Genomic DNA, 25,165 nt, shown 5'->3' on the forward strand with positions numbered 1-25,165 from the left:
ACATATGGCTTATCAATCTCAAGATATCATTCGTCGTTCCGCGACTAACGGTCTGACCCCCGCGCCTCAGGCGCGGGACTTCCAGGAAGAAGTGGCGAAACTCATCGATGTTACCACCTGTATCGGCTGTAAAGCCTGTCAGGTGGCGTGTTCAGAGTGGAACGACATTCGCGATACCGTCGGCAATAACATTGGGGTGTACGACAACCCCAATGATTTAAGCGCCAAATCGTGGACGGTAATGCGCTTCTCGGAAGTGGAGCAGAACGACAAACTGGAATGGCTGATCCGCAAAGACGGCTGTATGCACTGTTCCGATCCAGGCTGCCTGAAAGCGTGCCCGGCGGAAGGTGCAATTATTCAGTATGCCAACGGTATCGTCGACTTCCAGTCCGAGCAGTGCATTGGCTGCGGTTATTGCATTGCGGGCTGTCCGTTCGACATTCCGCGCCTCAACCCGGAAGACAACCGCGTCTACAAATGTACGCTGTGCGTTGACCGCGTGGTGGTTGGGCAAGAACCAGCCTGCGTGAAGACCTGCCCAACGGGCGCGATTCACTTCGGTACGAAAGAGTCGATGAAAACGCTGGCGAGCGAGCGCGTTGCTGAGCTGAAAACCCGCGGTTACGACAATGCGGGTCTGTACGATCCGGCAGGCGTCGGTGGTACACACGTCATGTACGTGCTGCACCATGCTGACAAGCCAAATCTGTATCATGGCTTGCCGGAGAACCCGGAAATCAGCGAAACCGTGAAATTCTGGAAAGGCATCTGGAAACCGCTCGCGGCTGTTGGCTTTGCGGCTACCTTTGCGGCCAGTATCTTCCACTACGTGGGTGTCGGTCCGAACCGTGCGGATGAGGAAGAGAATAATCTGCACGAAGAGAAAGACGAGGAGCGCAAATGAAACGACGTGACACCATCGTGCGCTACACCGCGCCGGAACGTATCAACCACTGGATCACCGCCTTCTGCTTCATCCTGGCGGCGGTGAGCGGGCTGGGCTTTTTGTTCCCGTCCTTCAACTGGTTGATGCAAATCATGGGCACACCGCAGCTGGCGCGAATTCTGCACCCGTTTGTCGGCGTGGTTATGTTTGCCTCGTTCATCATCATGTTTTTCCGTTACTGGCATCACAACCTAATCAATCGGGATGATATCTTTTGGGCGAAGAATATTCGTAAGATCGTCGTCAACGAGGAAGTAGGTGACACCGGGCGTTATAACTTCGGTCAGAAATGCGTTTTCTGGGCGGCGATTATTTTCCTGGTTCTGCTGCTGGTGAGCGGCGTGATTATCTGGCGTCCTTATTTTGCGCCTGCTTTCTCAATCCCGGTGATCCGATTCGCGTTAATGCTGCATTCATTTGCCGCAGTGGCGTTAATTGTGGTTATCATGGTGCATATCTACGCCGCCCTTTGGGTGAAAGGCACGATTACCGCCATGGTGGAAGGATGGGTTACCAGCGCCTGGGCGAAGAAACATCACCCGCGCTGGTACCGTGAGGTCCGCAAGACAACGGAAAAGAAAGCTGAATGAGTATTCGCATAATCCCGCAAGATGAGCTGGGTTCAAGCGAGAAACGTACGGCGGATATGATTCCGCCGTTATTGTTCCCTCGGCTCAAGAATTTATACAACCGCCGCGCCGAGCGTCTGCGCGAGCTGGCAGAAAATAATCCTCTGGGTGATTACCTGCGCTTTGCTGCGCTTATCGCCCACGCCCAGGAAGTGGTGCTGTACGACCATCCGCTGGAGATGGATCTGACTGCGCGCATTAAAGAAGCCAGCGCACAAGGCAAGCCCCCGCTGGATATTCACGTTCTGCCGCGTGATAAGCACTGGCAAAAGCTGCTGATGGCGCTGATTGCTGAGCTGAAACCTGAAATGAGCGGCCCGGCGCTGGCAGTGATTGAGAATCTGGAGAAGGCATCGACTCAGGAGCTGGAAGATATGGCCAGCGCGCTGTTTGCCTCTGATTTCTCGTCCGTCAGCAGCGATAAAGCGCCGTTTATCTGGGCTGCACTGTCGCTCTACTGGGCGCAGATGGCCAATCTGATCCCCGGCAAAGCCCGCGCTGAATACGGCGAGCAACGTCAATATTGCCCGGTTTGTGGTTCTATGCCGGTGTCCAGCATGGTGCAAATTGGCACCACTCAGGGGCTACGTTACCTGCACTGCAACCTGTGTGAAACTGAATGGCACGTAGTGCGCGTAAAATGCAGCAACTGCGAGCAGAGCGGCAAACTGCATTACTGGTCGCTGGATGACGAACAGGCCGCGATTAAAGCCGAAAGCTGCGATGACTGCGGCACTTACCTGAAAATTCTCTATCAGGAAAAAGATCCAAAAATCGAAGCCGTAGCAGATGACCTCGCCTCTCTGGTACTGGACGCACGAATGGAGCAAGAAGGCTATGCCCGCAGTTCCATCAACCCGTTCCTGTTTCCGGGTGAAGGAGAGTAATCTCTGACGTTTTCCGGGTGGCGCAGGTCGCCCGGATTACAGCTCATAGGGTGTGACGACACCATCTCTCGTATTCCGCGTTACCACCTCAAGCTATGCCGCCAGTGCCGGTTTGGCCTCAATTTACCCACCACCACATCAATAAGGTTATGGGCATGAGACTGATGACAAGCGTAAGATTGCCTGATGCGCTGCGCTTATCAGGCCTACCAATAAACTGCAATACATTGAATTTATACGACTTTGTAGGCCGGATAAGGCGTTCACGCCGCATCCGGCATGAACAACGCGCACGTTGTCAGCAATCTGATTGACATCATTTTTTCCCATTACCATTCCTCGCGCAGCTTACGCTGATATTCGACACCATCTTCCTCACACCCTTGCCAGATGCCAGGAACACTGGTTCTTGCTGTTTGCGATTGATTTATCAGGTATTGATCTACCGCTTCCCTTAATAGGTCCGCACGAGGAAGATTACGCTGCACCTCGAGATCATCAAGTTGCTTAATCACCTCATTCGATAAATCGAGTAAAATTCTGTCCATATCTATACCTGCCAGAGAGTTCATAAATATCTCGCCAATATCATTTTTGAATCTATGGAGAGAAAAGTACCCTTGCCGAATCTTTAAAGAAAGCTCATTTACGCATCATTTTTTATTTTTGCGAGGCGTTTTCCAGATATGATGTAACAGTTGCAGTTATTATAAGTTCAAGTAAAACAGCCTTGTATTAATACCAGAATAAGGGCATCTGTTTTTTATATTCAAGAATGAAAAATTTTTGTCATTCCTTATGCTCCTTACACTGATCATCAACACCAACTACCTCCCCCTTTTGCCTGCCTCCCTTTGCTTTACGCACCGGGAATTGCTGACGTTCCAGATATTGCTCTACCGCTTCGCGTAAAATTGCAGATCGTGAAACCTTACGCCAGCCCCGAAGCTTGTTCAGCCGTTTAATTGCCTCTTCTGATAAATGAAGAAAAACCGTATTCATCGCCATTACCACCACCTTACCTATATTACTCATTAATGTATGTGCGAAAATTACGCCGGAAAATCATTTAAAAAAAGCGGATTTTTGCATGTTGTTTTGTTTTTGCGAGGCGTTTTCCAGAAATAATAAGAGTGTTGCAGTTGTTTCATTTATTACTCAAAAATGGTTTAGTTATCGCCCAGGATGAATTATGGGTGCTATGAATATATTATATTCAGAGATATTTATTTGCATAATCTGAATGGTGTAGCCGAAAAACGTCAGCATCCTAACAGCACCAGGATTTAAGGTGAAATTAATCTTTCATCACAGACCGGTCAGTACTGCCACCAACCGGTCTTTACTTGCTCATCGTTATAATTTTGTTGGTAACAGTTCGGGAAAGTTGTTTTTCTAAATTAACAACAGAATAACTTTCTTATTTAATGAGATTAATATTGGCAACCATTATAGCCTCCTTCCCACGGTTTAAGAGCAAACATACAACATAATTATTCATAACATACAGAGCAGTAAATGAATGATACTGACAATGATGCTAGTCCATTATCTTTGCATAATATTTGTTAGCTATAGATTTTAAAAATATTTATGAGAAAAGTATGGCACCAGAGGGGGTTTTGACTATCAAAAATCGCTCAAACCTGAACTAAGATGATGAGTTAAGCATTATCTGCGATAATTGCCACTCAGCTCTACAAATAATATTTAAATGCTCCTGAACAGTGATGTAGCAAGACACGTATGGAGCCAACGAAGAATAAAAATTTATAGAGTTCTTATTCAATATAACCGGAATAGTCAGGGGCTGATGTAAATGACCGGAATGAGTAAGAGAGGCAGCACCGCCCCTCTCCATCAGCTACTCTTCTTCGTTCCCGCCCTCTTCATACGGGCCAAATGGCTTCGCGGGCAGAACGATATACGTGCCTTCAAACACTGCACCCGGCGTCTCGTCGCCAAAGATTTCGACCTGCATCTGCACCCGTGCTTTTCGTCCGCGCGCCAGACGGTCGAGATCGCCGCTTAAGGCACCAAGGTCGGCTACCGCATGGGGTTTACCGCTAATCGGTTTGCTGTAGCGGATATGCGCATCCGCCAGAATAATCGTTCCGCCGAGGTGGCGTTCACGCAGCATCAGCCAGATAAGCCCCCAACCGGTGAGCGTCGCCAGTGAGAATAAACTCCCGGCAAACAGCGTATGGTGCGGATTCTGATTGCCGGTTTCTGGCATGGTGGTGATAAATTTTTGCCCGGTATATTGCTGAATGCGCACGCCCATTTTTTCACTAAGCGGGATATGCTCGTACCACGCCTGTTGCAGCTGCGCGCACCAGTCGCCGCGATGCAAAATATCATCCAGAGTGGCAACGGGCTTAATCATCAAAAAATGGCGAATCGGCGTGGTGGTTGGGGTGGTGATCTCCCCCTGATTAATGAATCCCAGCTTGGCGAAAAACTCCACCGCGTCTTCACGGGCGCTACAGGTCACGCGCTTAACGCCTTCCTGACGCGCCACCGACTCCAGGGTCATAGCCATCAGCGTGCCTAACCCTTTGTCCTGCACGTCCGGGTGAACGGCCATAAAGCGAATGGACGCTTCATTGTCGGCATTAATATACAGTCGGCCTACCGCCACCAGATTACCCTGCTCATCGACGACCATCTGATGATGCGCCATCGCATCCCACGCGTCGCGTTCCGAACCTTTTGGTTGATGCAGGGGCTTACGCAACATTTCCCAGCGAAACTGATAGTAACGCTCTAATTCTTCTTCTGTTTGTGGAACCCGAAGGTGATACATAGCGATACTCTCTCTTGTTTCCCGTGACAACCCTGGAAGCTGGCTCATACCTGCAACCAGAATGTCACGGGGCCATCATTGACCAGCGATACCTGCATATCCGCAGCGAAGCGTCCTGTTTGCGTGTTCATCTCTTGTTGACGGCAGCGTTCGACGAAATAGTCATATAACGCCTCTGCGCGATCCGGTGATGCACCTTTGGAGAAACTTGGGCGCATCCCCCGTTCGGTATCTGCGGCGAGGGTAAACTGGGAAACCACCAGCACACTGCCGCCCGCCTGTTGCACGTTGAGATTCATCTTGCCTTCGGCATCGCTAAAGATGCGGTAGCCGAGCACACGCTCGCACAGACGGTTTGCTTTCTGTTCGTCGTCATCCTTTTCGACACCCAATAACACCAAAAGTCCCGCGCCAATTTCGCCCGTCACTTCTCCCTCCACGGTGACGCTGGCACGGGTTACGCGTTGAATTAATGCAATCATGGTTCGTCGTCTTCTTCTTGTTCAGCAGCTTGTTTTAGTTTGCGGTATTCCCCGAGAGTGACAGTAATTTCCGCGCCAAGCAAGACGATACACCATGTCCAGTAGACCCAGACAAAGAGAATGGGGATCACCGCCAGCACACCGTAAATGAGCTGATATGACGGGAACATGGTGATATAAAGCGCGAAACCTTTCTTTCCTGCTTCGAACAGGAGTGCAGCAACAAACGCGCCGACAATCGCGTCGCGGTTAGGTACGCGGATGGTAGGAACAATGCTGTACAGCAACCAGAAGGAGATCCACGACAACAGCAGCGGAAAAATACGCAGCACGTTGTCGATGACAGTATTGAGATCGCTCGCCCAGCGCAGGGAGAGCAAATAGGAACTGATCGCCAGACTAGCCCCTGCCAGCAGCGGCCCCAGCGTTAAAATCATCCAGTACACGGCAAACGAGTAAATTTTTGGTCGCGCTCGTTTACTGCGCCAGATGGTATTCAACGCGCTATCGATGGAGTACATCAACAATAACGCGGTGACGATCAGCCCGCACGCGCCAACGGCGGTCATCTTGTTGGAATTGGCAACAAATTGTTCGATATACCGCTGAATAACATCGCCAGTAGCAGGCAGAAAGTTGGCAAAAATAAAGTGACGCAACTGAATGCTGACGTCGGAAAACATGGGAAAAGCGGCGAAAAGCGTAAAAACAACGGCAACCAGCGGCACTAATGAGAGCAACGACACATAGGCAAGGTTACCTGCCAGGGTTGTCATGTTGTCCTCATCAATACGTTGCCAGAGTAGTTTTAGCCAGGCCCATAGTGGACGGGTACGGTGCCTGGCTTTGTCCTGAATGGTTTTTAGCATAACACCTTCGCGAAATAGTCCGGGATGGTGGTTTTATCTTTCACCAGAATACTGGTAATGCCTAGCTGATTAGCTCCTTCTATATTATCGGCGTTATCGTCGAAAAAGACCGTATCGCTGGGTGAAAAACCTTCCGCCTGCAAAACATGCTGGTAAATTCGAGCTTCAGGTTTGCGCATCCCCAGATCTTGCGACAGATAGATATGGTCAGCAGCATCACGAATTTCCGGGTATTCTTCCGGCCAGAAGGTGGTATGCAGGCGGTTGGTATTGGAAAGCACCACCACGCGATGCCCCTGCTCACGCAGTTTATGCATGATGGCGATCACTTCCGGGCGCAGCGCAACAAACACCGCCTGCCAGCCGTGAGAGAACTGCTCGTAGCTTAGCGGTAGAGCCATCTCATGACACAGCGCCTCTGCGAACGCTTCGTCGCTAATTTCCCCACGCTCATGCTGATGAAACGCCTCCCCCATATGAAAACTCTTCTTAAGCGATGCCAGCGGAATACGCGTTAAATCGCTCCAGGCTCCCAGCACACGGTTAAAGTCGATATCGACAATCACATTACCTAAATCAAAGATATAGAGCATTTTTGCCTCCTTTCGCGCCACAAGAAATTAACTGTAGCGGGAAAGGATGGGTTTGGCTATGTGGCAATAAGGGTAATCTTGTGATGCTGATTGCGAAAAAGCAGAGTAATTTCACTGGCTTTTTCGCAATAGATGAATGGTTAAGATTCAGGTGTAAATTGCCAACGAGTTTCGATGACCAGCGGCCTATCTGGTGTCACCAATTCCGGCGTTAGATTTATTGCGTTAGGTGCCTGAGTCAGCGGGTTAATACAGGTGGCATCGGGCTGTTTATCAAATACCACCAGACTGTTTGCAGAAGAGATCATGGTCATCGCGAGTTTACCAGGCCACAGTAACTTAACCTTCACCCCGTCATAAAAACCAAAACAGTCATCCCAGGGACCGGCTTGAGGAGAGATACGATTTCCAGTTGGCAGTTCATCACTACCCGCTTCTTCTTGCCAGTCCGCATCAAAAAGCACCTGCAACGATTCTGTATTTTGCGGAGTCAGCTTTTTCGCAAACCACGGATGCCAGCCTGCGGAGGCCGGGAATGTATCGGCATATGAATGGACTTCCAGTTGCAAAACCAGCGCATCGTTCTCCAGCAAAAAAGTCTGAATCACTTCCCCTTGCCAGGGCCACGGTGAAGCCAGGGGCATACGTAAAGTCAGGGAATCTGCTGTTTTGTCGATGATTTCCCACGTTGAGTAACAAGCCATACCATGCAACGCATGTGGTGGTTTATTGGCGGGTAAAGAATAACATTGCCCACCAGCATTCAGCGTCGCATTCCCCAGTCGCCCTGCCCACGGCACCATTGGGAAACAGCCATACTGAAAAGCTCTGCGCTGCGGCTGCCATTGGCGTAATACTTCAGAACCAAATGCCTTTAACGAGGTTATCCTGGCACCATCATGCGGATAAATCTGCAGGTGAATATTGCCTTTTTCCAGCGTCACTAACTCTCCTACAGGCCCAGGCCATGGCGCGTCAAACGCCTGTTGTAGCGCCAGGTAATGCTCGTTTTTTCGTTCAGTTTTCATGAGATTGTTCCCTGATGTAGCGGTAAGAAGCGGTTTCTTGTTCATCGGTCGGCTCAATCAGCCAGACGCAAACAAAGGAAAGAACTGAGACAGCAAATAAAAACAGAGCGACATACCACGGTTTTCCTCCCCCTAGCGCCAGCAAACTTGAGGCGATAAGGGGGCTTAGTCCGCCAAGAATCGCGGAAAATTGATAAGCAAAAGAAAGGCCGGTATATCGTACTTTGGTACCGAACATGCGGGTGAAAAGTGTTGGCTGCACGGCAAACATCATCGTCGGACCTAAGTTGTAGCCGAGGATCATACTGCACCAGATGATGAGCGTACTTTTGCTATCCAGTAATAAGAAGAAAGGAAACGCGAACAGGACACAAAATCCTGCTCCCGACAAATACAGACTTTTTTGACCTATACGATCTGATAACCATCCAACCAATGGACAACTGAAAATACCGATCGCCGAGGCAATCAACATACCCGTCAGGGGAATATCTCGCGACAATGCTAATTGGCTGGAAATATAGACAATACCAAAGGCGTGGTAATGACTCCAACTTATTGATAGTGTTTTATGTTCAGATAATGCCCGATGACTTTGTCATGCAGCTCCACCGATTTTGAGAACGACAGCGACTTCCGTCCCAGCCGTGCCAGGTGCTGCCTCAGATTCAGGTTATGCCGCTCAATTCGCTGCGTATATCGCTTGCTGATTACGTGCAGCTTTCCCTTCAGGCGGGATTCATACAGCGGCCAGCCATCCGTCATCCATATCACCACGTCAAAGGGTGACAGCAGGCTCATAAGACGCCCCAGCGTCGCCATAGTGCGTTCACCGAATACGTGCGCAACAACCGTCTTCCGGAGCCTGTCATACGCGTAAAACAGCCAGCGCTGGCGCGATTTAGCCCCGACATAGCCCCACTGTTCGTCCATTTCCGCGCAGACGATGACGTCACTGCCCGGCTGTATGCGCGAGGTTACCGACTGCGGCCTGAGTTTTTTAAGTGACGTAAAATCGTGTTGAGGCCAACGCCCATAATGCGGGCTGTTGCCCGGCATCCAACGCCATTCATGGCCATATCAATGATTTTCTGGTGCGTACCGGGTTGAGAAGCGGTGTAAGTGAACTGCAGTTGCCATGTTTTACGGCAGTGAGAGCAGAGATAGCGCTGATGTCCGGCGGTGCTTTTGCCGTTACGCACCACCCCGTCAGTAGCTGAACAGGAGGGACAGCTGATAGAAACAGAAGCCACTGGAGCACCTCAAAAACACCATCATACACTAAATCAGTAAGTTGGCAGCATCACCGTAAATCAGCAGGCAATACTCTTTCCAGCCGCATATTTAAATGAAAGGCATAGGCATGTAAATAAAGAGGAAGAGTATCGACACGTTGTAGAATCTTTCTTGCGTTATTTATTGTCACCATAAAACACCTACAGATTAATGATGAGGTCTACGGCCTCAAATCGCCAATATTCAATATCTATCTGGACAATATTGCCTTGCTGGTCGGCGCGATGCTTTTCAATTAAGATCGCTGGCATACCCGCAGAACCGCCAAGATACTTGCTGATATCGCCCGGCATTCTGACGGGTTTGAAAATCAATTTTTTTACTACCGTCTCTTTTTGGTAGCACTTTTCCCAGACTGCAGAAAATGAGTGGTTTTCAAGTTGTTCAATAAAACCCGGAGCAACTTCAGGATTAATATATGTTTCGTGATAGAAAACTTTATGTCCTTCCAACGCCCCCCAGCCGGTGATGCGATAGAGTTCAGTTGATGGCGTCACTGCAATCAGTGGCGCGAGCGTCTCGGGAATATCGCTGGTACGGCTTTTCTCGGTAAACCCCCAGGAAGGTTCCCGCCCTTGCTCAATTGCGGCCCGCTGAAAGCTCGCCGACAGCTCCGGGCTGTAATTAAATCGCGGCTGAGTCACGAACCACCCTTTACGATCCTTACGGAAGATTTTGGATTCTGCCTCGAGGTTCAGCAACGCCTGGCGCAGCGTCATACGTTTAATGCCCAGCAGCTCTCCCAGCTCTCTTTCTGAAGGGAGTTTTCCACCCGGCGTAGTGATGCCATCTTTTAACCACCGATCCAGTTTCTCTTTTGCATTTTCTACGGTGGATTGATTTCCCGTCATTGTTTAATCCTTTTGGTTTAAACCAGATGAGGCATCTTACGCTTACGCCAAAAAAGAAAGCAATTAACGGCGTATGACTTTGCAGATAATTGTGACAAAGCTCTCTATTGACGTAACCACAGACTTATAAGGGAGATACTCGCATTGCTGAGTGCTCACGACAGGCAAAAAAAAACCTGCCATCGCTGGCAGGTTTTTTATGACTAAAAAACGAAATTAATCGTCTTTCGGTGCGCGGTTGGCGCGACGACGATCGTTTTCCGTCAGGTGACGTTTACGAATACGGATAGAGGTCGGGGTCACTTCTACCAGTTCGTCATCATCGATGAACTCCAGAGCTTGTTCCAGAGTCATGCGGATAGGCGGAACCAGAACAACGGCTTCGTCAGTACCGGAAGCACGCATGTTGGTCAGTTTCTTACCGGTCAGGCAGTTTACAGTCAGGTCGTTAGAGCGGCTATGAATACCGATAATCTGACCTTCGTAAACTTCTGCACCGTGACCGAGGAACAGCTTACCGCGATCCTGCAGACCGAACAGCGCGAACGCGACCGCTTTACCCTGACCGTTAGAGATCAGTACGCCGTTCTGACGCTGACCCACTTCACCCGGACGTACGTCGTCGTAGTGGCTGAAGGTGGAGTACAGCAGACCAGTACCGGAAGTCATGGTCATGAACTCAGAACGGAAGCCAATCAGACCACGGCTTGGGATCACGTAGTCGAGACGTACGCGGCCTTTACCGTCTGGATTCATGTTTTTCAGGTCGCCTTTACGTTCGCCCAGCGCCTGCATTACAGAACCCTGATGCTGTTCTTCAACGTCCAGAGTCACGTTTTCATACGGCTCTTGTTTACGACCGTCGATTTCACGGAAGATAACTTTCGGACGGGATACCGCCAGTTCGAAACCTTCACGACGCATGTTTTCGATCAGAACAGACAGGTGCAGTTCGCCACGACCAGAAACGCGGAACGCATCGGCGTCTTCGGTTTCTTCTACGCGCAGCGCAACGTTGTGTACCAGTTCTTTGTTCAGACGATCCAGGATCTGACGAGACGTTACGAACTTACCTTCTTTACCGCAGAACGGCGAGGTGTTAACGCAGAAGAACATAGAAACGGTCGGCTCATCAACGGAGAGTGCCGGCAGCGCTTCAACGTTTTGCGTGTCGCAAACGGTGTCAGAAATGTTCAGTTCGCCAAGGCCCGTGATCGCAACGATATCGCCAGCTTCCGCCAGATCGGTTTCGATACGTTCCAGACCGAGGTGGCCCAGCACTTTACCGACTTTCGCGTTGCGGGTTTTGCCTTCGCTATCGATGATAGTGACCTGCTGGTTCGGCTTCACTTTACCGCGCTTGATGCGGCCAATGCCGATAACGCCAACATAGCTGTTGTAATCGAGCTGAGAAATCTGCATCTGGAACGGACCGTCAAGGTCAACGTCCGGCGCAGGAACGTGATCAACAATCGCCTGATACAGCGGGGTCATGTCTTCCGCCATATCTTCGTGGTCCAGACCCGCGATACCGTTCAGCGCAGAAGCGTAAACGATCGGGAAGTCCAGCTGCTCGTCGGTCGCGTCGAGGTTAACGAACAGATCGAATACCTGATCCACAACCCAATCAGGACGCGCGCCAGGGCGGTCAACTTTGTTGATAACAACAATCGGCTTCAGGCCGTAAGCAAACGCTTTTTTGGTTACGAAGCGCGTTTGCGGCATCGGGCCGTCAAATGCGTCAACCACCAGCAGCACTGAGTCTACCATGGACATTACACGTTCAACTTCACCACCGAAGTCGGCGTGCCCCGGGGTATCAACGATGTTGATACGGTAATCATTCCATTTGATAGCGGTGTTTTTCGCGAGGATGGTAATCCCACGCTCTTTCTCCAAATCGTTGGAGTCCATCACGCGCTCTTGGGTTTCGGCACGAGAGTCGAACGTACCGGATTGTTGGAGCAGCTTGTCTACCAGGGTGGTTTTACCATGGTCTACGTGCGCGATGATGGCGATATTACGCAATTTTTCGATCACAACTTTGCCTCAGGCATTAGAAATAGCGCGTTATTGTACACGGATTAATCGCACTACAAAACAGGATCACAAACATCCTCCGCAAACAAGTATTGCAGAGTCCCTTTGTGATCGCTTTCACGGAGCATAAAAAGGGTTATCCAAAGGTCATTGCACCAACATGGTGCTTAATGTTTCCATTGAAGCACTATATTGGTGCAACATTCACATCGTGGTGCAGCCCTTTTGCACGATGGTGCGCATGATAACGCCTTTTAGGGGCAATTTAAAAGTTGGCACAGATTTCGCTTTATCTTTTTTACGGCGACACGGCCAAAATAATTGCAGATTTCGTTACCACGACGACCATGACCAATCCAGGAGAGTTAAAGTATGTCCGCTGAACACGTACTGACGATGCTGAACGAGCACGAAGTGAAGTTTGTTGATTTGCGCTTCACCGATACTAAAGGTAAAGAACAGCACGTCACTATCCCTGCTCATCAGGTGAATGCTGAATTCTTCGAAGAAGGCAAAATGTTTGACGGCTCCTCGATTGGCGGCTGGAAAGGCATTAACGAGTCCGACATGGTGCTGATGCCAGACGCATCCACCGCAGTGATTGACCCGTTCTTCGCCGACTCCACCCTGATTATCCGTTGCGACATCCTTGAACCTGGCACCCTGCAAGGCTATGACCGTGACCCGCGCTCCATTGCGAAGCGCGCCGAAGATTACCTGCGTTCCACTGGCATTGCCGACACCGTACTGTTCGGGCCAGAACCTGAATTCTTCCTGTTCGATGACATCCGTTTCGGATCATCTATCTCCGGTTCTCACGTTGCTATCGACGATATCGAAGGCGCATGGAACTCCTCCACCCAATATGAAGGTGGTAACAAAGGTCACCGTCCGGCAGTGAAAGGCGGTTACTTCCCGGTTCCGCCGGTAGACTCTGCTCAGGATATTCGTTCTGAAATGTGTCTGGTGATGGAACAGATGGGCCTGGTGGTTGAAGCCCATCACCACGAAGTAGCGACTGCTGGTCAGAACGAAGTGGCTACCCGCTTCAATACCATGACCAAAAAAGCTGACGAAATTCAGATCTACAAATATGTTGTGCACAACGTAGCGCACCGCTTCGGTAAAACCGCGACCTTTATGCCAAAACCGATGTTCGGTGATAACGGCTCCGGTATGCACTGCCACATGTCTCTGTCTAAAAACGGCGTTAACCTGTTCGCAGGCGACAAATACGCAGGTCTGTCTGAGCAGGCGCTGTACTACATTGGCGGCGTAATCAAACACGCTAAAGCGATTAACGCCCTGGCAAACCCGACCACCAACTCTTATAAGCGTCTGGTCCCGGGCTATGAAGCACCGGTAATGCTGGCTTACTCTGCGCGTAACCGTTCTGCGTCTATCCGTATTCCGGTGGTTTCTTCTCCGAAAGCACGTCGTATCGAAGTACGTTTCCCGGATCCGGCAGCTAACCCGTACCTGTGCTTTGCTGCCCTGCTGATGGCCGGTCTTGATGGTATCAAGAACAAGATCCATCCGGGCGAAGCCATGGACAAAAACCTGTATGACCTGCCGCCAGAAGAAGCGAAAGAGATCCCACAGGTTGCAGGCTCTCTGGAAGAAGCACTGAACGAACTGGATCTGGACCGCGAGTTCCTGAAAGCCGGTGGCGTGTTCACTGACGAAGCAATTGATGCGTACATCGCACTGCGTCGCGAAGAAGATGACCGCGTGCGTATGACTCCGCATCCGGTAGAGTTTGAGCTGTACTACAGCGTCTAAGTGTTTTAGTTGCCGTGGAAACTTTTCGCCTGTCTCTGGCAGGCCTGGGATCGGTGGCAAGCACATCACGCCGGATGCGACGCAAATGCGTCTTATCCGGCCTACACGGTGATGATGTGGTAGGCCGGAGCAGGTGAGTCGCTCTCCAACGTGAAGTTTGTCAGCTATCTGTAGCCCATCTCTGCATGGGCTTTTTTCTCCGTCAATTCTCTGATGCTTCGCGCTTTTTATCCGTAAAAAGCTATAATGCACTAAAATGGTGCAACCTGTTCAGGAGACTGCTTTATGGCAACAGGCACGCAGCCCGATGCTGGGCAGATCCTCAACTCGCTGATTAACAGTATTTTGTTAATCGATGACAACCTGGCGATCCATTACGCCAACCCCGCCGCGCAACAACTGCTCGCCCAAAGCTCCCGCAAATTGTTTGGTACACCGTTACCGGAACTGTTGAGCTACTTCTCATTAAATATCGAGCTGATGCAAGAAAGTCTGGAGGCGGGGCAAGGTTTTACCGATAACGAAGTGACGCTGGTCATCGACGGGCGCTCGCATATCCTTTCTGTGACGGCCCAGCGTATGCCGGACGGCATGATCCTGCTGGAGATGGCTCCGATGGATAACCAGCGCCGCTTAAGTCAGGAACAGCTACAGCACGCCCAGCAGGTTGCTGCCCGTGATTTAGTGCGCGGCCTGGCACATGAGATTAAAAATCCGCTTGGCGGTTTACGTGGCGCGGCGCAGCTGCTCAGCAAAGCGTTACCTGACCCATCACTACTCGAATATACCAAAGTGATTATCGAACAGGCGGACCGGCTGCGAAATCTGGTCGACCGTCTGTTGGGGCCGCAGCTGCCCGGTACGCGCGTTACCGAAAGTATTCACAAAGTGGCTGAACGCGTGGTAACGCTGGTGTCGATGGAACTGCCGGACAACGTGCGGTTGATTCGTGATTACGATCCCAGCCTGCCGGAACTGGCGCACGACCCGGATCAAATTGAACAGGTCTTGCTGAATATTGTGCGCAATGCGCTACAGGCGCTGGGGCCGGAAGGCGGTGAAATCATTCTGCGTACCCGCACCGCGTTTCAACTGACCTTACACGGCGAGCGCTACCGGCTGGCGGCGCGGATTGATGTGGAAGATAACGGGCCGGGCATTCCGCCTCATTTGCAGGATACGCTGTTTTACCCGATGGTCAGCGGCCGCGAAGGTGGCACCGGGCTTGGCTTATCCATCGCTCGTAATTTGATTGATCAGCATTCAGGCAAAATTGAATTTACCAGTTGGCCAGGGCATACCGAGTTCTCGGTTTACCTGCCTATCAGGAAATAAAGGTGACGTTTATGCAACGAGGGATAGTCTGGGTAGTCGATGACGATAGTTCCATCCGTTGGGTGCTTGAACGTGCGCTCGCTGGAGCGGGTTTAACCTGTACGACATTTGAGAACGGCGCGGAAGTACTGGAGGCGCTGGCGAGCAAAACGCCGGATGTGCTGCTTTCAGATATCCGTATGCCGGGAATGGACGGGCTGGCGCTGCTCAAGCAGATTAAACAGCGCCATCCAATGCTTCCGGTCATCATTATGACCGCACATTCCGATCTGGATGCTGCCGTCAGCGCCTATCAACAAGGGGCGTTTGATTATCTGCCCAAACCGTTTGATATCGACGAAGCAGTGGCGCTGGTTGAGCGCGCTATCAGTCATTACCAGGAACAGCAGCAGCCGCGTAATATTCAGCTTAACGGCCCAACGACCGATATCATCGGCGAAGCGCCAGCCATGCAGGACGTGTTCCGTATTATCGGTCGGCTTTCGCGTTCTTCTATTAGCGTGCTGATTAACGGCGAATCCGGCACCGGTAAAGAACTGGTCGCTCATGCCCTGCATCGCCACAGTCCGCGCGCCAAAGCGCCGTTTATCGCGCTGAATATGGCAGCTATCCCAAAAGATTTGATCGAATCAGAACTGTTTGGCCACGAGAAAGGCGCGTTTACTGGCGCGAATACCATTCGTCAGGGGCGTTTTGAACAGGCCGATGGCGGTACATTATTCCTCGACGAAATTGGTGATATGCCGCTGGATGTGCAGACGCGTTTGCTGCGCGTGCTGGCAGACGGTCAGTTTTACCGCGTTGGCGGCTATGCGCCGGTGAAAGTGGATGTGCGGATTATCGCTGCCACTCACCAGAATCTCGAACAGCGAGTGCAGGAAGGTAAGTTCCGTGAGGATCTGTTCCACCGCCTGAACGTTATCCGCGTTCATCTGCCGCCGCTGCGCGAACGTCGGGAAGATATTCCCCGTCTGGCGCGCCATTTTTTACAGGTTGCCGCGCACGAACTGGGCGTAGAAGCGAAGTTACTGCATCCGGAAACCGAAGCTGCTCTGACGCGTCTGGCGTGGCCAGGCAACGTGCGCCAGCTGGAAAACACCTGCCGCTGGCTAACGGTGATGGCCGCCGGGCAGGAAGTGTTGATTCAGGATTTGCCCGGCGAACTGTTTGAATCAACGGTTGCGGAGAGTACTTCGCAAATGCAACCGGACAGTTGGGCGACGCTTCTTGCGCAGTGGGCAGACAGAGCGCTGCGTTCCGGTCATCAAAATCTGCTTTCCGAAGCGCAGCCAGAGCTGGAGCGGACGTTACTGACGACCGCGTTGCGACATACGCAGGGGCATAAACAGGAAGCGGCGCGGCTACTCGGCTGGGGCCGCAACACCCTGACGCGTAAGTTAAAAGAGCTGGGGATGGAGTGATTCACAGCTTGTGTGTAAAGATTGATTATTGAGCGCAAATTGCTGGTATTTTACGCTTTACTGTTCCGATAAGTTCAGTATGATCTTGCCCGGAAAACGGGGAGAGTCATTATGCTGGAATCAATAATTAATCTGGTATCGAGTGGCGCAGTTGACAGCCACACACCGCAAACTGCCGTTGCTGCCGTGCTGTGTGCCGCAATGATTGGGCTGTTTAGTTGAGTTTCAGATTGCTGATGAAGTGCTCTTTGTTCATGCCGGATGCGGCGTGAACGCCTTATCCGGCCTACAAAAGCAATATTTTCAACAGGTTTTGTAGGCCTGATAAGCGTAGCGCATCAGGCAATCTTGTTCTCAGCACATTGATGGCGCTTTCGTTTTCTACTTTGTAAACGAAGCGCCATTCACTATTTAAATCACCCGTGAGAACTGCTGCATCCGCGCTTTCTGGCGCAGATAGGTATCAAAGCACATGCAAATGTTGCGGATCAGCAAGCGACCTTTCGCCGTCACCTGTATTCCCTTCTCATCCACATCCACCAGCCCATCTTTTGCTAACGGGGCGAGCAGCTTGAGATCTTCCGCAAAGTAATCAGCGAAGTGCAAATCCCACTGTTTCTCAATAGGGGCGTAATCCAGACGGAAGTTGCAGATGAGCGACTTAATCACATCGCGGCGAATACAGTCATCACGCGTTAGCGCAATACCACGCCACAGCGCATTGCCTTGTTCATCCACTTGCTGATAGTACTGCTTCAACTCTTTCTGGTTCTGCGCGTAGCAGTCGCCAATCATGCTGATGGCGGAAACGCCCATCCCCAGCAGATCGGTATCGCCCTGAGTGGTGTAGCCCTGGAAGTTACGATGCAGCACGCCTTCACGCTGGGCCACCGCCAGCTCGTCATCCGGACGGGCAAAGTGATCCATACCGATAAACTGATAGCCCGATTGCGTCAGGAAGGCGATGGTTTCCTGCAGGATATCGAGTTTTTGCTGCGGACTCGGCAGGTCAGCATCTTTGATTTTGCGCTGAGCAGCAAAAATGGTCGGCAGATGCGCGTAGTTAAAGACACTCAGACGATCGGGGTTCAGCTCCGCCACACGTTTCAGGGTAAAGGCGAAACTCTCCGGCGTCTGTTTCGGCAGGCCGTAAATCAGGTCGATGTTGGTGGAGGTAAAACCAATCTCACGCGCATGGTTAAGCAGTGCAAAGATGAACTCTTCATCCTGCTCGCGGTTAACCAGACGTTGCACTTCTTTGTTGAAGTCCTGCACGCCCATGCTCAGGCGATTAAAGCCTTCGGCGCGTAAATGATCGAGTACATCCAGTTCGATTTCCCGCGGATCGACTTCGATCGAAATCTCCGCATCGGCATTGAACTGGAAGTTTTCGCGCAGCAGCTTCATCAGGCGGCTGATTTGCGCTTTATTCAGATACGTCGGCGTTCCGCCGCCCCAGTGCAATTGGCTGACGTGACGCCCGGCGAACAGCGGTGCACGATGGACGATTTCTTGCTCCAGCGCGTCCAGATACTGATCGGCCTTGTGCTGCTGGCGAGTAACAATCTTATTGCAACCGCAGAAGTAACAAAGTTTATGGCAGAACGGGATATGTACGTAGAGAGATAATGGACGCTCAGGATAGCGCGCCACGGCTTGTAAAAACGCCTGTTCGCCGAAGTCTTCTGAAAACTCCAGCGCGGTCGGGTACGAGGTGTATCGTGGCCCGGAATAGTTATATTTCTGGATCAGGGCCAGATCCCAGTCGATTTGCTGTACAGACATGCTCACTCCTTCCGATGGCGTCTCTGGCGGCTACGGCGTACCGGCGGATGCCCGTTTCGGGTCATCAGCCGGTTGCGCAGCCACTTTTGTCGCCGCGACAACCGCTGTAGTTTAACGAATAACCACACCAGATAACATATAACCGGAAGGGTTATCAGCAGAACGGGAAGGCCCATGGCGGCAATCCGTTAGTTGCCCCGCAGCAGACGCATCATGTCTTCTTGCTTCTCGTCTTCTTCCTCTTCTTCGTCATCGTCATAAGAGAGGCCGAGTTTCTGCATCAACTCATCAATACGATCCAGTTTAGCATCCACCCAGGATTGCTCTTCGGCACTCAGGGTTTCGCCTGCTTCCAGACGTTCCAGCAGCGCATCCAGACGCTCATCCGTTTCCAGTAATTCCAACTCCGCCTGCGGTGAAAGCATAGGTTTCTCACTCTTCGGTTTGTGCTGTTTGGTGACTTTTTCAGTCACGCCCAATGGAATAGGGGTTTTACTGCCAATACGTGGATCTTTTGGTGCGTTCTGGCCTTTGCTGCCTGACGTGGTGTTACCGCCCGCTGCGCGGCTGCCCGGCGCATGACCACGACGTTTTTTCTGACGCTTGCGGTCACGAGCTTCCTGATTCAGCTCTTCGCGCGTTTTGCGACGCGCTTTTGCATGACCTTTGCTGCGTGATGGTGAAGATGGTTTCATAATGGTTCGTCTTTTAGCCGTTTTATTCAGTATAGATTTGCGGCGGAATCTAACAGAAAGCAAGCAAAGAAAAAAGGCGACAGATTACTCTGTCGCCTTTTTTCCTGACTCATAACCCTTAACGGGTCTTACAATCCTTGCAGGCCGCCAACACACCCTGTTTTTCCATTAGCCAGAACAATCCGTGTTGATTCCATTTCCGTTTAATTACGTCTCCGGACGTTTGTCTTCCTGACAATCCTCTGTCTTCGCCTCCTGGCGCTCCTGACCCTCATCCTGAGTCATTGTTCCTGTTAGCGTCCTCGCTCTATGGGTGCTACTTTACGCCTTTGCTTTAAACAAACAATCAACCGCCATCAGTATTTGCACATTTTCAGAGTTTTATATAAAAGCAATTCACTGATTTATATAGCTTATTTGACATGCATCGCAGAATTTTCTCTGCTATTTCGCATAAAGACTATCGGCAATGTCTCACAAAGCGTATGGCTTTTACTTACAACGCTCACGCCGAAAAATCCGCCTTTTATTATGGTTCAGGTATAATCGCCACAAAGCTTTGACTGACGGAGACGACCGCTTTGACTAATTTGAATTATCAACAGACGCATTTTGTGATGAGTGCGCCTGATATTCGCCACCTACCTTCCGATACCGGAATTGAAGTGGCTTTTGCAGGCCGTTCCAACGCAGGTAAATCCAGCGCGCTGAACACGCTGACTAACCAGAAAAGCCTGGCTCGTACCTCAAAAACCCCAGGGCGCACCCAGCTTATCAACCTGTTTGAAGTGGCTGACGGCAAGCGTCTGGTTGACTTGCCTGGGTACGGTTATGCGGAAGTCCCGGAAGAGATGAAGCGCAAATGGCAGCGTGCGCTCGGCGAATACCTCGAAAAACGTCAGAGCCTGCAAGGTCTGGTGGTGCTAATGGATATTCGCCATCCGCTGAAAGATTTGGATCAGCAGATGATTGAGTGGGCGGTAGACAGCAATATCGCCGTTCTGGTGCTGCTGACCAAAGCGGACAAACTGGCAAGCGGCGCACGTAAAGCGCAATTGAATATGGTGCGTGAAGCTGTACTGGCGTTTAACGGTGATGTGCAGGTTGAAACGTTTTCTTCGTTGAAGAAACAAGGCGTGGACAAGCTGCGGCAGAAACTGGATACCTGGTTTAGCGAGATGCAGCCTGTAGAAGAAACGCAGGACGGCGAATAATTTTCTTGCCTTAATGCTTGTGCCGGATGTGGCGTATCCGGCCCGTAAATTCAATAGATTACAATTCTACCGTTGGCCTGATAAACATAGCGCATCAGGCATTACGGATCTTTTCTTTCGCCCAATAAAAAACGCCCCAGTCATTACTGACTGGGGCGGCTAAAATATTCAGCCAAATCCGATTACGTGAAGTAAAAGGTCTGAAAGATAGAACATCTTACCTCTGTACCCTACGCGACTAACTTTACTCTTTTTTGTTCAGTTCAGAAAGCACTTTTTGTAATTTTTTTTCAGTTGTTGCATAGGAATTTCTAATAGCCATCACAAAACGTGACAGCTTATGTTGCTTACTTACGAAAAAAGGGCATGTTCAGGCGAATCTTAGTGCGCCTGATCCCAGTTTTCGCCACTCCCCACTTCCACCAGCAACGGCACATCCAGACGGGTACAGTTTTCCATCAGTTGATGAATCTGCTTCGCGACGGCATCAACATCATCTTTATGAACTTCAAATACCAGTTCATCGTGTACCTGCATGATCATACGTACACGCGGTTGCTCAGCCTGTAACCACGCATCAACGGCAATCATCGCCCGTTTGATAATGTCGGCGGCGGTTCCCTGCATTGGCGCGTTAATGGCTGCACGTTCAGCCGCTGCACGACGAGCACCATTGCTGGATTTGATATCCGGCAGATACAGACGGCGTCCGTCCAGCGTTTCAACGTAGCCCTGCTCTTTCGCCTGAGCACGGGTGCGTTCCATATACTCCAGCACGCCAGGGTAGCGTTCGAAGTAAAGGTCCATGTACTTCTGCGCTTCTTTACGTGGAATGTTCAATTGCCGCGCCAGACCGAAAGCACTCATGCCATAAATCAGACCAAAGTTGATCGCTTTCGCGCTACGGCGTTGCTCGCTGGTGACGGTTTCCAGTGGCAAACCAAACACTTCTGCCGCCGTTGCCCGGTGGATATCTTTTCCTTCCGCGAATGCGGTCAGCAAGCCTTTGTCACGCGAAAGATGCGCCATAATGCGCAGTTCAATCTGCGAGTAGTCCGCTGAGACAATCACATAATCCTCTGGCGCAATAAACGCCTGGCGGATACGACGACCTTCTTCGTTACGCACCGGAATGTTTTGCAGGTTAGGATCGGTTGACGATAAACGTCCCGTTGCAGTTACTGCCTGGTGATAAGAGGTATGCACACGCCCGGTTTTCGGGTTGATCATCAGCGGCAGCTTGTCGGTGTAGGTCGATTTCAGCTTCGCCAGACCACGATACTCCAGAATCACTTTTGGCAACGGATAGTCCAGCGCCAGTTCTTCCAGTACCTCTTCCGACGTTGACGGCGCGCCACCCGGCGTTTTCTTCAGCGGTTTAATACCCTGTTTTTCAAAGAGAATGGTTTGTAACTGCTTGGTGGAAGAAAGGTTAAATTCCTCACCTGCAATTTCATGCGCTTTCTTTTCCAGCTCAGCCAGACGAAGGGTGAGCTCTTCAGAATGATTGTGCAGCACTTTCGGATCGATCTTCACACCGTTACGTTCAATGCGTGAAAGCACCGGCACCAGCGGCATTTCGATATTCTCGAAGACGTTCAACGGCCCTTTGTGTTTTTGCAGATCCGGCCACATTTTCAGATGCAACTGCAAGGTGACATCTGCATCTTCGGCGGCGTAACGTCCGGCTTCTTCGAGGGCAATCTGGTTAAAGGTCAGTTGATTTTTGCCTTTACCAGCAATCTCTTCAAAAGTGATGGTTTTGTGCTTCAACCAACGTTCCGCGAGGCTGTCCATATCGTGACGCCCGGCAACGCTATTGAGAATGTAGGACTCCAGCATGGTATCAAACGCAATCCCACGCAGTTCAATGCCGTAGTTCGCCAGAATACCGCGATCGTATTTCAGGTTTTGCCCGACCTTCAGCGCCTTTTCATCTTCCAGCAGCGGTTTTAGCAACTCGAGTGCACGCTCGCGAGAGATTTGATCGGGCGCATCAAGATAATCATGAGCAACCGGAATATATGCCGCTACGCCTGGCTCGATAGCAAAAGAAAGCCCGACCAGGTTAGCAGAGATGTTATCAAGGCTGTCGGTTTCGGTATCAAATGCAAATACCGGCGCTTTTTCCAGCTTCGCAATCCACGCTTTCAGTGTTTCTTCATCAAGGATGGTGACGTAGTTGTCATAAGAAATCACCGTTGCCGTCACTTCTGGTGCTTCGTCTGCAACACTGGTTTCCTGTGGCTTCGCGGCTGGTTTTGCCCCTTTGGCCTGTAACCATTTGCCCGCTTCGACATCAGCAGTCCAGCGTTTGAACTCATACTTTTTGAACAGCCCCAACAACTCTTCCGCTGCCGGTTGCTGCACTTCCAGTTGTTCACAGGTCAGCTCCAGTTCAACGTCGGTTTTAATCGTCGCCAGCTGGTATGAGAGATAAGCAACTTCTTTGTTTTGCTCGAGCTTCGCTGCCATTGTTTTCGCGCCACGGAAGCTCAACCCAGCAATTTTTTCTGGCTCGGCATACAGCGTATCCAGTCCGCCAAGACCTTGCAGCAATGCCTGCGCGGTTTTTTCACCGACGCCCGGTACGCCAGGAATGTTATCAGAGGAGTCACCCATCAGCGCCAGGAAATCGATGATCAGTTCTGGCGGCACGCCGTACTTATTCACCACCTCTTCCGGTCCGAGGATGGTATTCGTCATGGTATTGATAAGCGTAATATTTGGCGTCACCAGCTGCGCCATATCTTTATCGCCAGTGCTGATCAGCACCGGACGCCCGGCTTTTTCGGCTTCGCGCGCCAGAGTACCGATAACGTCGTCCGCTTCTACGCCAGAAACCGCCAGCAGCGGCAGTCCCATCGCTTTAACCATCGCGTGCAAGGGTTCGATTTGTGCACGCAGATCGTCCGGCATTGGCGGGCGATGTGATTTGTAATGTTCAAACAGTTCATCACGAAAGGTTTTTCCCTTGGCGTCAAAGACCACCGCTGCATGCGTCGGTTTATATTGCATGATCAGACTGCGCAGCATGTTGAGGACACCATACATCGCACCGGTCGGCTCGCCTGCGCTGTTAGTCAGCGGGGGAAACGCGTGATATGCGCGATAAAGATAAGATGAACCATCTACAAGGATAAGTGGATTTTGGGGGATCTGAACCATAATGTCCGTGCCTGTTTATCAGATTATGGGTAAAGGATGCCACAGACAGGATAAAAACATGAGTTTTTCACCGCTTTTCGTGAAAATCTTTTGTAGATCTTCTGGATCGCTCGCAAATCGTCATGTGGATAACTTTGTGCATAAATTATTTACATCGCTTTTAATTTATTATCATGCTTTTTACAGCATGATGTTTGTCTTTGTTTTTCATGCAGTTAAAAATAAAGCCATCCCTAATAATTGAGATAATGGGATTTTTTCTAATGTGGATAGATATGAATTATTTTTCTCCTTAAGGATCATCCGTTATTTGGGTCGTTTTCTGCTAAAATCTGCGCCTTGCGCTTCTTTAGCGCACTGTCTATGGCTAACCTTTTGAATAAATTCATTATGACGAGAATACTCGCTGCGATAACCCTTTTGCTGAGTATCGTATTGACCATTTTGGTCACTATTTTTTGCTCCGTCCCGATCATCATTGCCGGGATTGTAAAACTATTGCTACCTGTGCCAGTCATTTGGCGAAAGGTTTCGCGTTTTTGTGATTTTATGATGTATTGCTGGTGTGAAGGTCTGGCGGTATTACTGCATCTGAACCCACACCTGCAATGGGAAGTTCACGGGCTGGAAGGGTTAAGTAAGAAGAACTGGTATCTGCTTATTTGTAACCACCGTAGTTGGGCAGATATTGTCGTACTGTGCGTGCTGTTTCGTAAGCACATTCCGATGAATAAATATTTCCTCAAGCAACAGCTGGCCTGGGTGCCATTTCTTGGCCTGGCGTGCTGGGCGCTGGATATGCCGTTTATGAAGCGTTATTCCCGCGCTTATTTATTACGTCATCCGGAGCGACGTGGTAAAGATGTTGAAACCACTCGGCGTTCTTGTGAAAAGTTTCGCCTGCATCCCACCACCATTGTCAATTTCGTTGAAGGCTCCCGTTTCACGCAAGAAAAACATCAGCAAACCCACTCCACTTTTCAAAACTTGTTGCCACCAAAGGCGGCAGGCATTGCGATGGCGCTAAATGTACTGGGTAAACAATTCGATAAACTGCTTAATGTTACGCTGTGTTATCCGGACAATAACCGTCAGCCGTTCTTCGATATGTTAAGCGGTAAACTGACGCGGATTGTCGTACATGTGGATTTACAGCCTATTGCCGATGAGTTACATGGCGACTACATCAATGACAAAAGCTTTAAGCGCCATTTTCAGCAATGGCTGAACTCACTGTGGCAGGAAAAAGACCGACTTCTGACGTCGTTGATGTCATCACAGCGGCAGGACAAGTAAATTTTGCTCGCCTCTGAATGAGCAGAGGCGAGTGAGTAT

The 25,165-nt window shown here is 50.5% G+C and carries 23 protein-coding genes and 4 pseudogenes; 9 read left to right on the plus strand and 18 right to left on the minus strand.

From position 1 onward, the window contains the following. Nucleotides 1–4: 4 nt before the first annotated feature. The 3 genes from fdoH to fdhE are packed head-to-tail and all read left to right on the plus strand — an operon-like array spanning nucleotide 5 to nucleotide 2,465. Nucleotides 5–907 carry a formate dehydrogenase O subunit beta gene (fdoH, locus tag ACU8XX_RS23620; protein ID WP_000331377.1) on the plus strand — a complete coding sequence of 301 codons (903 nt, stop codon included), beginning with the start codon at nucleotides 5–7 and terminating at the stop codon, nucleotides 905–907. Then, complete coding sequence (fdoI, locus tag ACU8XX_RS23625) at nucleotides 904–1,539, plus strand: formate dehydrogenase cytochrome b556 subunit (RefSeq protein ID WP_000829013.1); 636 nt, start codon at nucleotides 904–906, stop codon at nucleotides 1,537–1,539. The genes fdoH and fdoI overlap by 4 nt, the downstream gene beginning before the upstream one ends. Next, entirely contained in the window at nucleotides 1,536–2,465 is a 930-nt protein-coding gene (fdhE, locus tag ACU8XX_RS23630; RefSeq protein ID WP_000027705.1) for a formate dehydrogenase accessory protein FdhE, read from the plus strand. Before fdoI ends, fdhE begins: the two co-directional genes overlap by 4 nt. Nucleotides 2,466–2,794: 329 nt before the next feature. Here fdhE and yiiF read toward each other — a convergent pair whose 3' ends face one another. From yiiF to typA, 13 genes and pseudogenes are all read right to left on the minus strand, one after another. After that, nucleotides 2,795–3,037: a protein YiiF gene (gene yiiF / locus ACU8XX_RS23635; RefSeq protein ID WP_072972312.1), complete on the minus strand. Its 243-nt coding sequence runs from the start codon at nucleotides 3,035–3,037 to the stop codon at nucleotides 2,795–2,797. A gap of 217 nt (nucleotides 3,038–3,254) precedes the next feature. Continuing rightward, the gene (locus ACU8XX_RS23640) at nucleotides 3,255–3,473 is read right to left on the minus strand and encodes a ribbon-helix-helix domain-containing protein (RefSeq protein WP_001295676.1); all 219 of its coding nucleotides are present in this window, start codon (nucleotides 3,471–3,473) and stop codon (nucleotides 3,255–3,257) included. Nucleotides 3,474–3,849: 376 nt separating this feature from the next. After that, a pseudogene (locus ACU8XX_RS23645) lies at nucleotides 3,850–3,915 on the minus strand (hypothetical protein); the annotation flags it as partial. A 414-nt stretch (nucleotides 3,916–4,329) separates the two neighbouring features. Next, nucleotides 4,330–5,271: a fatty acid biosynthesis protein FabY gene (gene fabY, locus ACU8XX_RS23650; protein ID WP_001343389.1), complete on the minus strand. Its 942-nt coding sequence runs from the start codon at nucleotides 5,269–5,271 to the stop codon at nucleotides 4,330–4,332. A gap of 44 nt (nucleotides 5,272–5,315) precedes the next feature. Beyond that, nucleotides 5,316–5,753: a D-aminoacyl-tRNA deacylase gene (gene dtd, locus ACU8XX_RS23655; protein ID WP_000560983.1), complete on the minus strand. Its 438-nt coding sequence runs from the start codon at nucleotides 5,751–5,753 to the stop codon at nucleotides 5,316–5,318. Then, a complete protein-coding gene (locus tag ACU8XX_RS23660) occupies nucleotides 5,750–6,622 on the minus strand; it encodes a virulence factor BrkB family protein (RefSeq protein WP_032170270.1) in 873 nt (290 codons plus the stop codon). The genes dtd and ACU8XX_RS23660 overlap by 4 nt, the downstream gene beginning before the upstream one ends. Then, nucleotides 6,616–7,215, minus strand: a complete 600-nt coding sequence (gene yihX / locus ACU8XX_RS23665) for a glucose-1-phosphatase (RefSeq protein ID WP_001295269.1) — start codon at nucleotides 7,213–7,215, stop codon at nucleotides 6,616–6,618. Before yihX ends, ACU8XX_RS23660 begins: the two co-directional genes overlap by 7 nt. Nucleotides 7,216–7,355: 140 nt before the next feature. Beyond that, nucleotides 7,356–8,243, minus strand: a complete 888-nt coding sequence (locus tag ACU8XX_RS23670; RefSeq protein WP_000846261.1) for an aldose 1-epimerase — start codon at nucleotides 8,241–8,243, stop codon at nucleotides 7,356–7,358. Further along, nucleotides 8,233–8,784, minus strand: a pseudogene (locus tag ACU8XX_RS23675) (MFS transporter); the annotation flags it as partial. The gene ACU8XX_RS23670 and the pseudogene ACU8XX_RS23675, both read right to left, overlap by 11 nt. A 14-nt stretch (nucleotides 8,785–8,798) precedes the next feature. Then, a protein-coding gene (locus ACU8XX_RS23680; protein WP_103215986.1) for an IS1-like element IS1A family transposase occupies nucleotides 8,799–9,496 on the minus strand; the annotation gives its coding sequence in 2 pieces (ribosomal slippage) (nucleotides 8,799–9,247 and nucleotides 9,247–9,496; 699 coding nt in all). A gap of 56 nt (nucleotides 9,497–9,552) precedes the next feature. After that, a pseudogene (locus tag ACU8XX_RS23685) lies at nucleotides 9,553–9,672 on the minus strand (hypothetical protein); the annotation flags it as partial. A 7-nt stretch (nucleotides 9,673–9,679) separates the two neighbouring features. Next, a complete protein-coding gene (locus ACU8XX_RS23690; protein ID WP_000147429.1) occupies nucleotides 9,680–10,390 on the minus strand; it encodes a GntR family transcriptional regulator in 711 nt (236 codons plus the stop codon). Between the two features lie 216 nt (nucleotides 10,391–10,606). Beyond that, nucleotides 10,607–12,430, minus strand: a complete 1,824-nt coding sequence (gene typA / locus ACU8XX_RS23695; protein ID WP_000570668.1) for a ribosome-dependent GTPase TypA — start codon at nucleotides 12,428–12,430, stop codon at nucleotides 10,607–10,609. A gap of 372 nt (nucleotides 12,431–12,802) precedes the next feature. Here typA and glnA point away from each other — a divergent pair, with 372 nt between their 5' ends. From glnA to ACU8XX_RS23715, 4 genes are all read left to right on the plus strand, one after another. Next, the gene (gene glnA / locus ACU8XX_RS23700; RefSeq protein ID WP_001271717.1) at nucleotides 12,803–14,212 is read left to right on the plus strand and encodes a glutamate--ammonia ligase; all 1,410 of its coding nucleotides are present in this window, start codon (nucleotides 12,803–12,805) and stop codon (nucleotides 14,210–14,212) included. Nucleotides 14,213–14,497: 285 nt separating this feature from the next. Then, entirely contained in the window at nucleotides 14,498–15,547 is a 1,050-nt protein-coding gene (gene glnL / locus ACU8XX_RS23705) for a nitrogen regulation protein NR(II) (protein ID WP_000190577.1), read from the plus strand. A gap of 11 nt (nucleotides 15,548–15,558) precedes the next feature. After that, nucleotides 15,559–16,968, plus strand: a complete 1,410-nt coding sequence (gene glnG / locus ACU8XX_RS23710) for a nitrogen regulation protein NR(I) (RefSeq protein WP_001188775.1) — start codon at nucleotides 15,559–15,561, stop codon at nucleotides 16,966–16,968. A 111-nt stretch (nucleotides 16,969–17,079) separates the two neighbouring features. Further along, entirely contained in the window at nucleotides 17,080–17,190 is a 111-nt protein-coding gene (locus tag ACU8XX_RS23715; protein ID WP_000893994.1) for a YshB family small membrane protein, read from the plus strand. A 189-nt stretch (nucleotides 17,191–17,379) separates the two neighbouring features. Here the strand turns inward: ACU8XX_RS23715 and hemN are convergent, their stop codons facing one another. The 3 genes and pseudogenes from hemN to ACU8XX_RS23730 form a co-directional block, all read right to left on the minus strand. Next, nucleotides 17,380–18,753, minus strand: coding sequence for an oxygen-independent coproporphyrinogen III oxidase (gene hemN / locus ACU8XX_RS23720; RefSeq protein WP_000116090.1), 1,374 nt, complete (start codon nucleotides 18,751–18,753; stop codon nucleotides 17,380–17,382). Between the two features lie 188 nt (nucleotides 18,754–18,941). Continuing rightward, a complete protein-coding gene (gene yihI, locus ACU8XX_RS23725; RefSeq protein ID WP_001300530.1) occupies nucleotides 18,942–19,448 on the minus strand; it encodes a Der GTPase-activating protein YihI in 507 nt (168 codons plus the stop codon). Nucleotides 19,449–19,566: 118 nt separating this feature from the next. Next, nucleotides 19,567–19,733: pseudogene (locus ACU8XX_RS23730) on the minus strand (hypothetical protein). Nucleotides 19,734–20,029: 296 nt separating this feature from the next. Here ACU8XX_RS23730 and yihA point away from each other — a divergent pair. Then, nucleotides 20,030–20,662: a ribosome biogenesis GTP-binding protein YihA/YsxC gene (gene yihA / locus ACU8XX_RS23735; protein WP_000183349.1), complete on the plus strand. Its 633-nt coding sequence runs from the start codon at nucleotides 20,030–20,032 to the stop codon at nucleotides 20,660–20,662. 168 nt (nucleotides 20,663–20,830) lie between these two features. Here the strand turns inward: yihA and ACU8XX_RS23740 are convergent, their stop codons facing one another. Together ACU8XX_RS23740 and polA are read right to left on the minus strand one after the other, a co-directional pair. Then, entirely contained in the window at nucleotides 20,831–20,878 is a 48-nt protein-coding gene (locus tag ACU8XX_RS23740; protein ID WP_071892919.1) for a spot 42 RNA, inhibition of DNA synthesis, read from the minus strand. A gap of 165 nt (nucleotides 20,879–21,043) precedes the next feature. Continuing rightward, the gene (gene polA, locus ACU8XX_RS23745) at nucleotides 21,044–23,830 is read right to left on the minus strand and encodes a DNA polymerase I (RefSeq protein WP_000250006.1); all 2,787 of its coding nucleotides are present in this window, start codon (nucleotides 23,828–23,830) and stop codon (nucleotides 21,044–21,046) included. A gap of 363 nt (nucleotides 23,831–24,193) precedes the next feature. Between polA and ACU8XX_RS23750 the strand changes: the two genes are divergently transcribed. Further along, a complete protein-coding gene (locus tag ACU8XX_RS23750; RefSeq protein ID WP_001303740.1) occupies nucleotides 24,194–25,126 on the plus strand; it encodes an acyltransferase in 933 nt (310 codons plus the stop codon). Nucleotides 25,127–25,165: the final 39 nt, after the last annotated feature.

Source organism: Escherichia sp. MAL-1 (genome assembly GCF_052948035.1).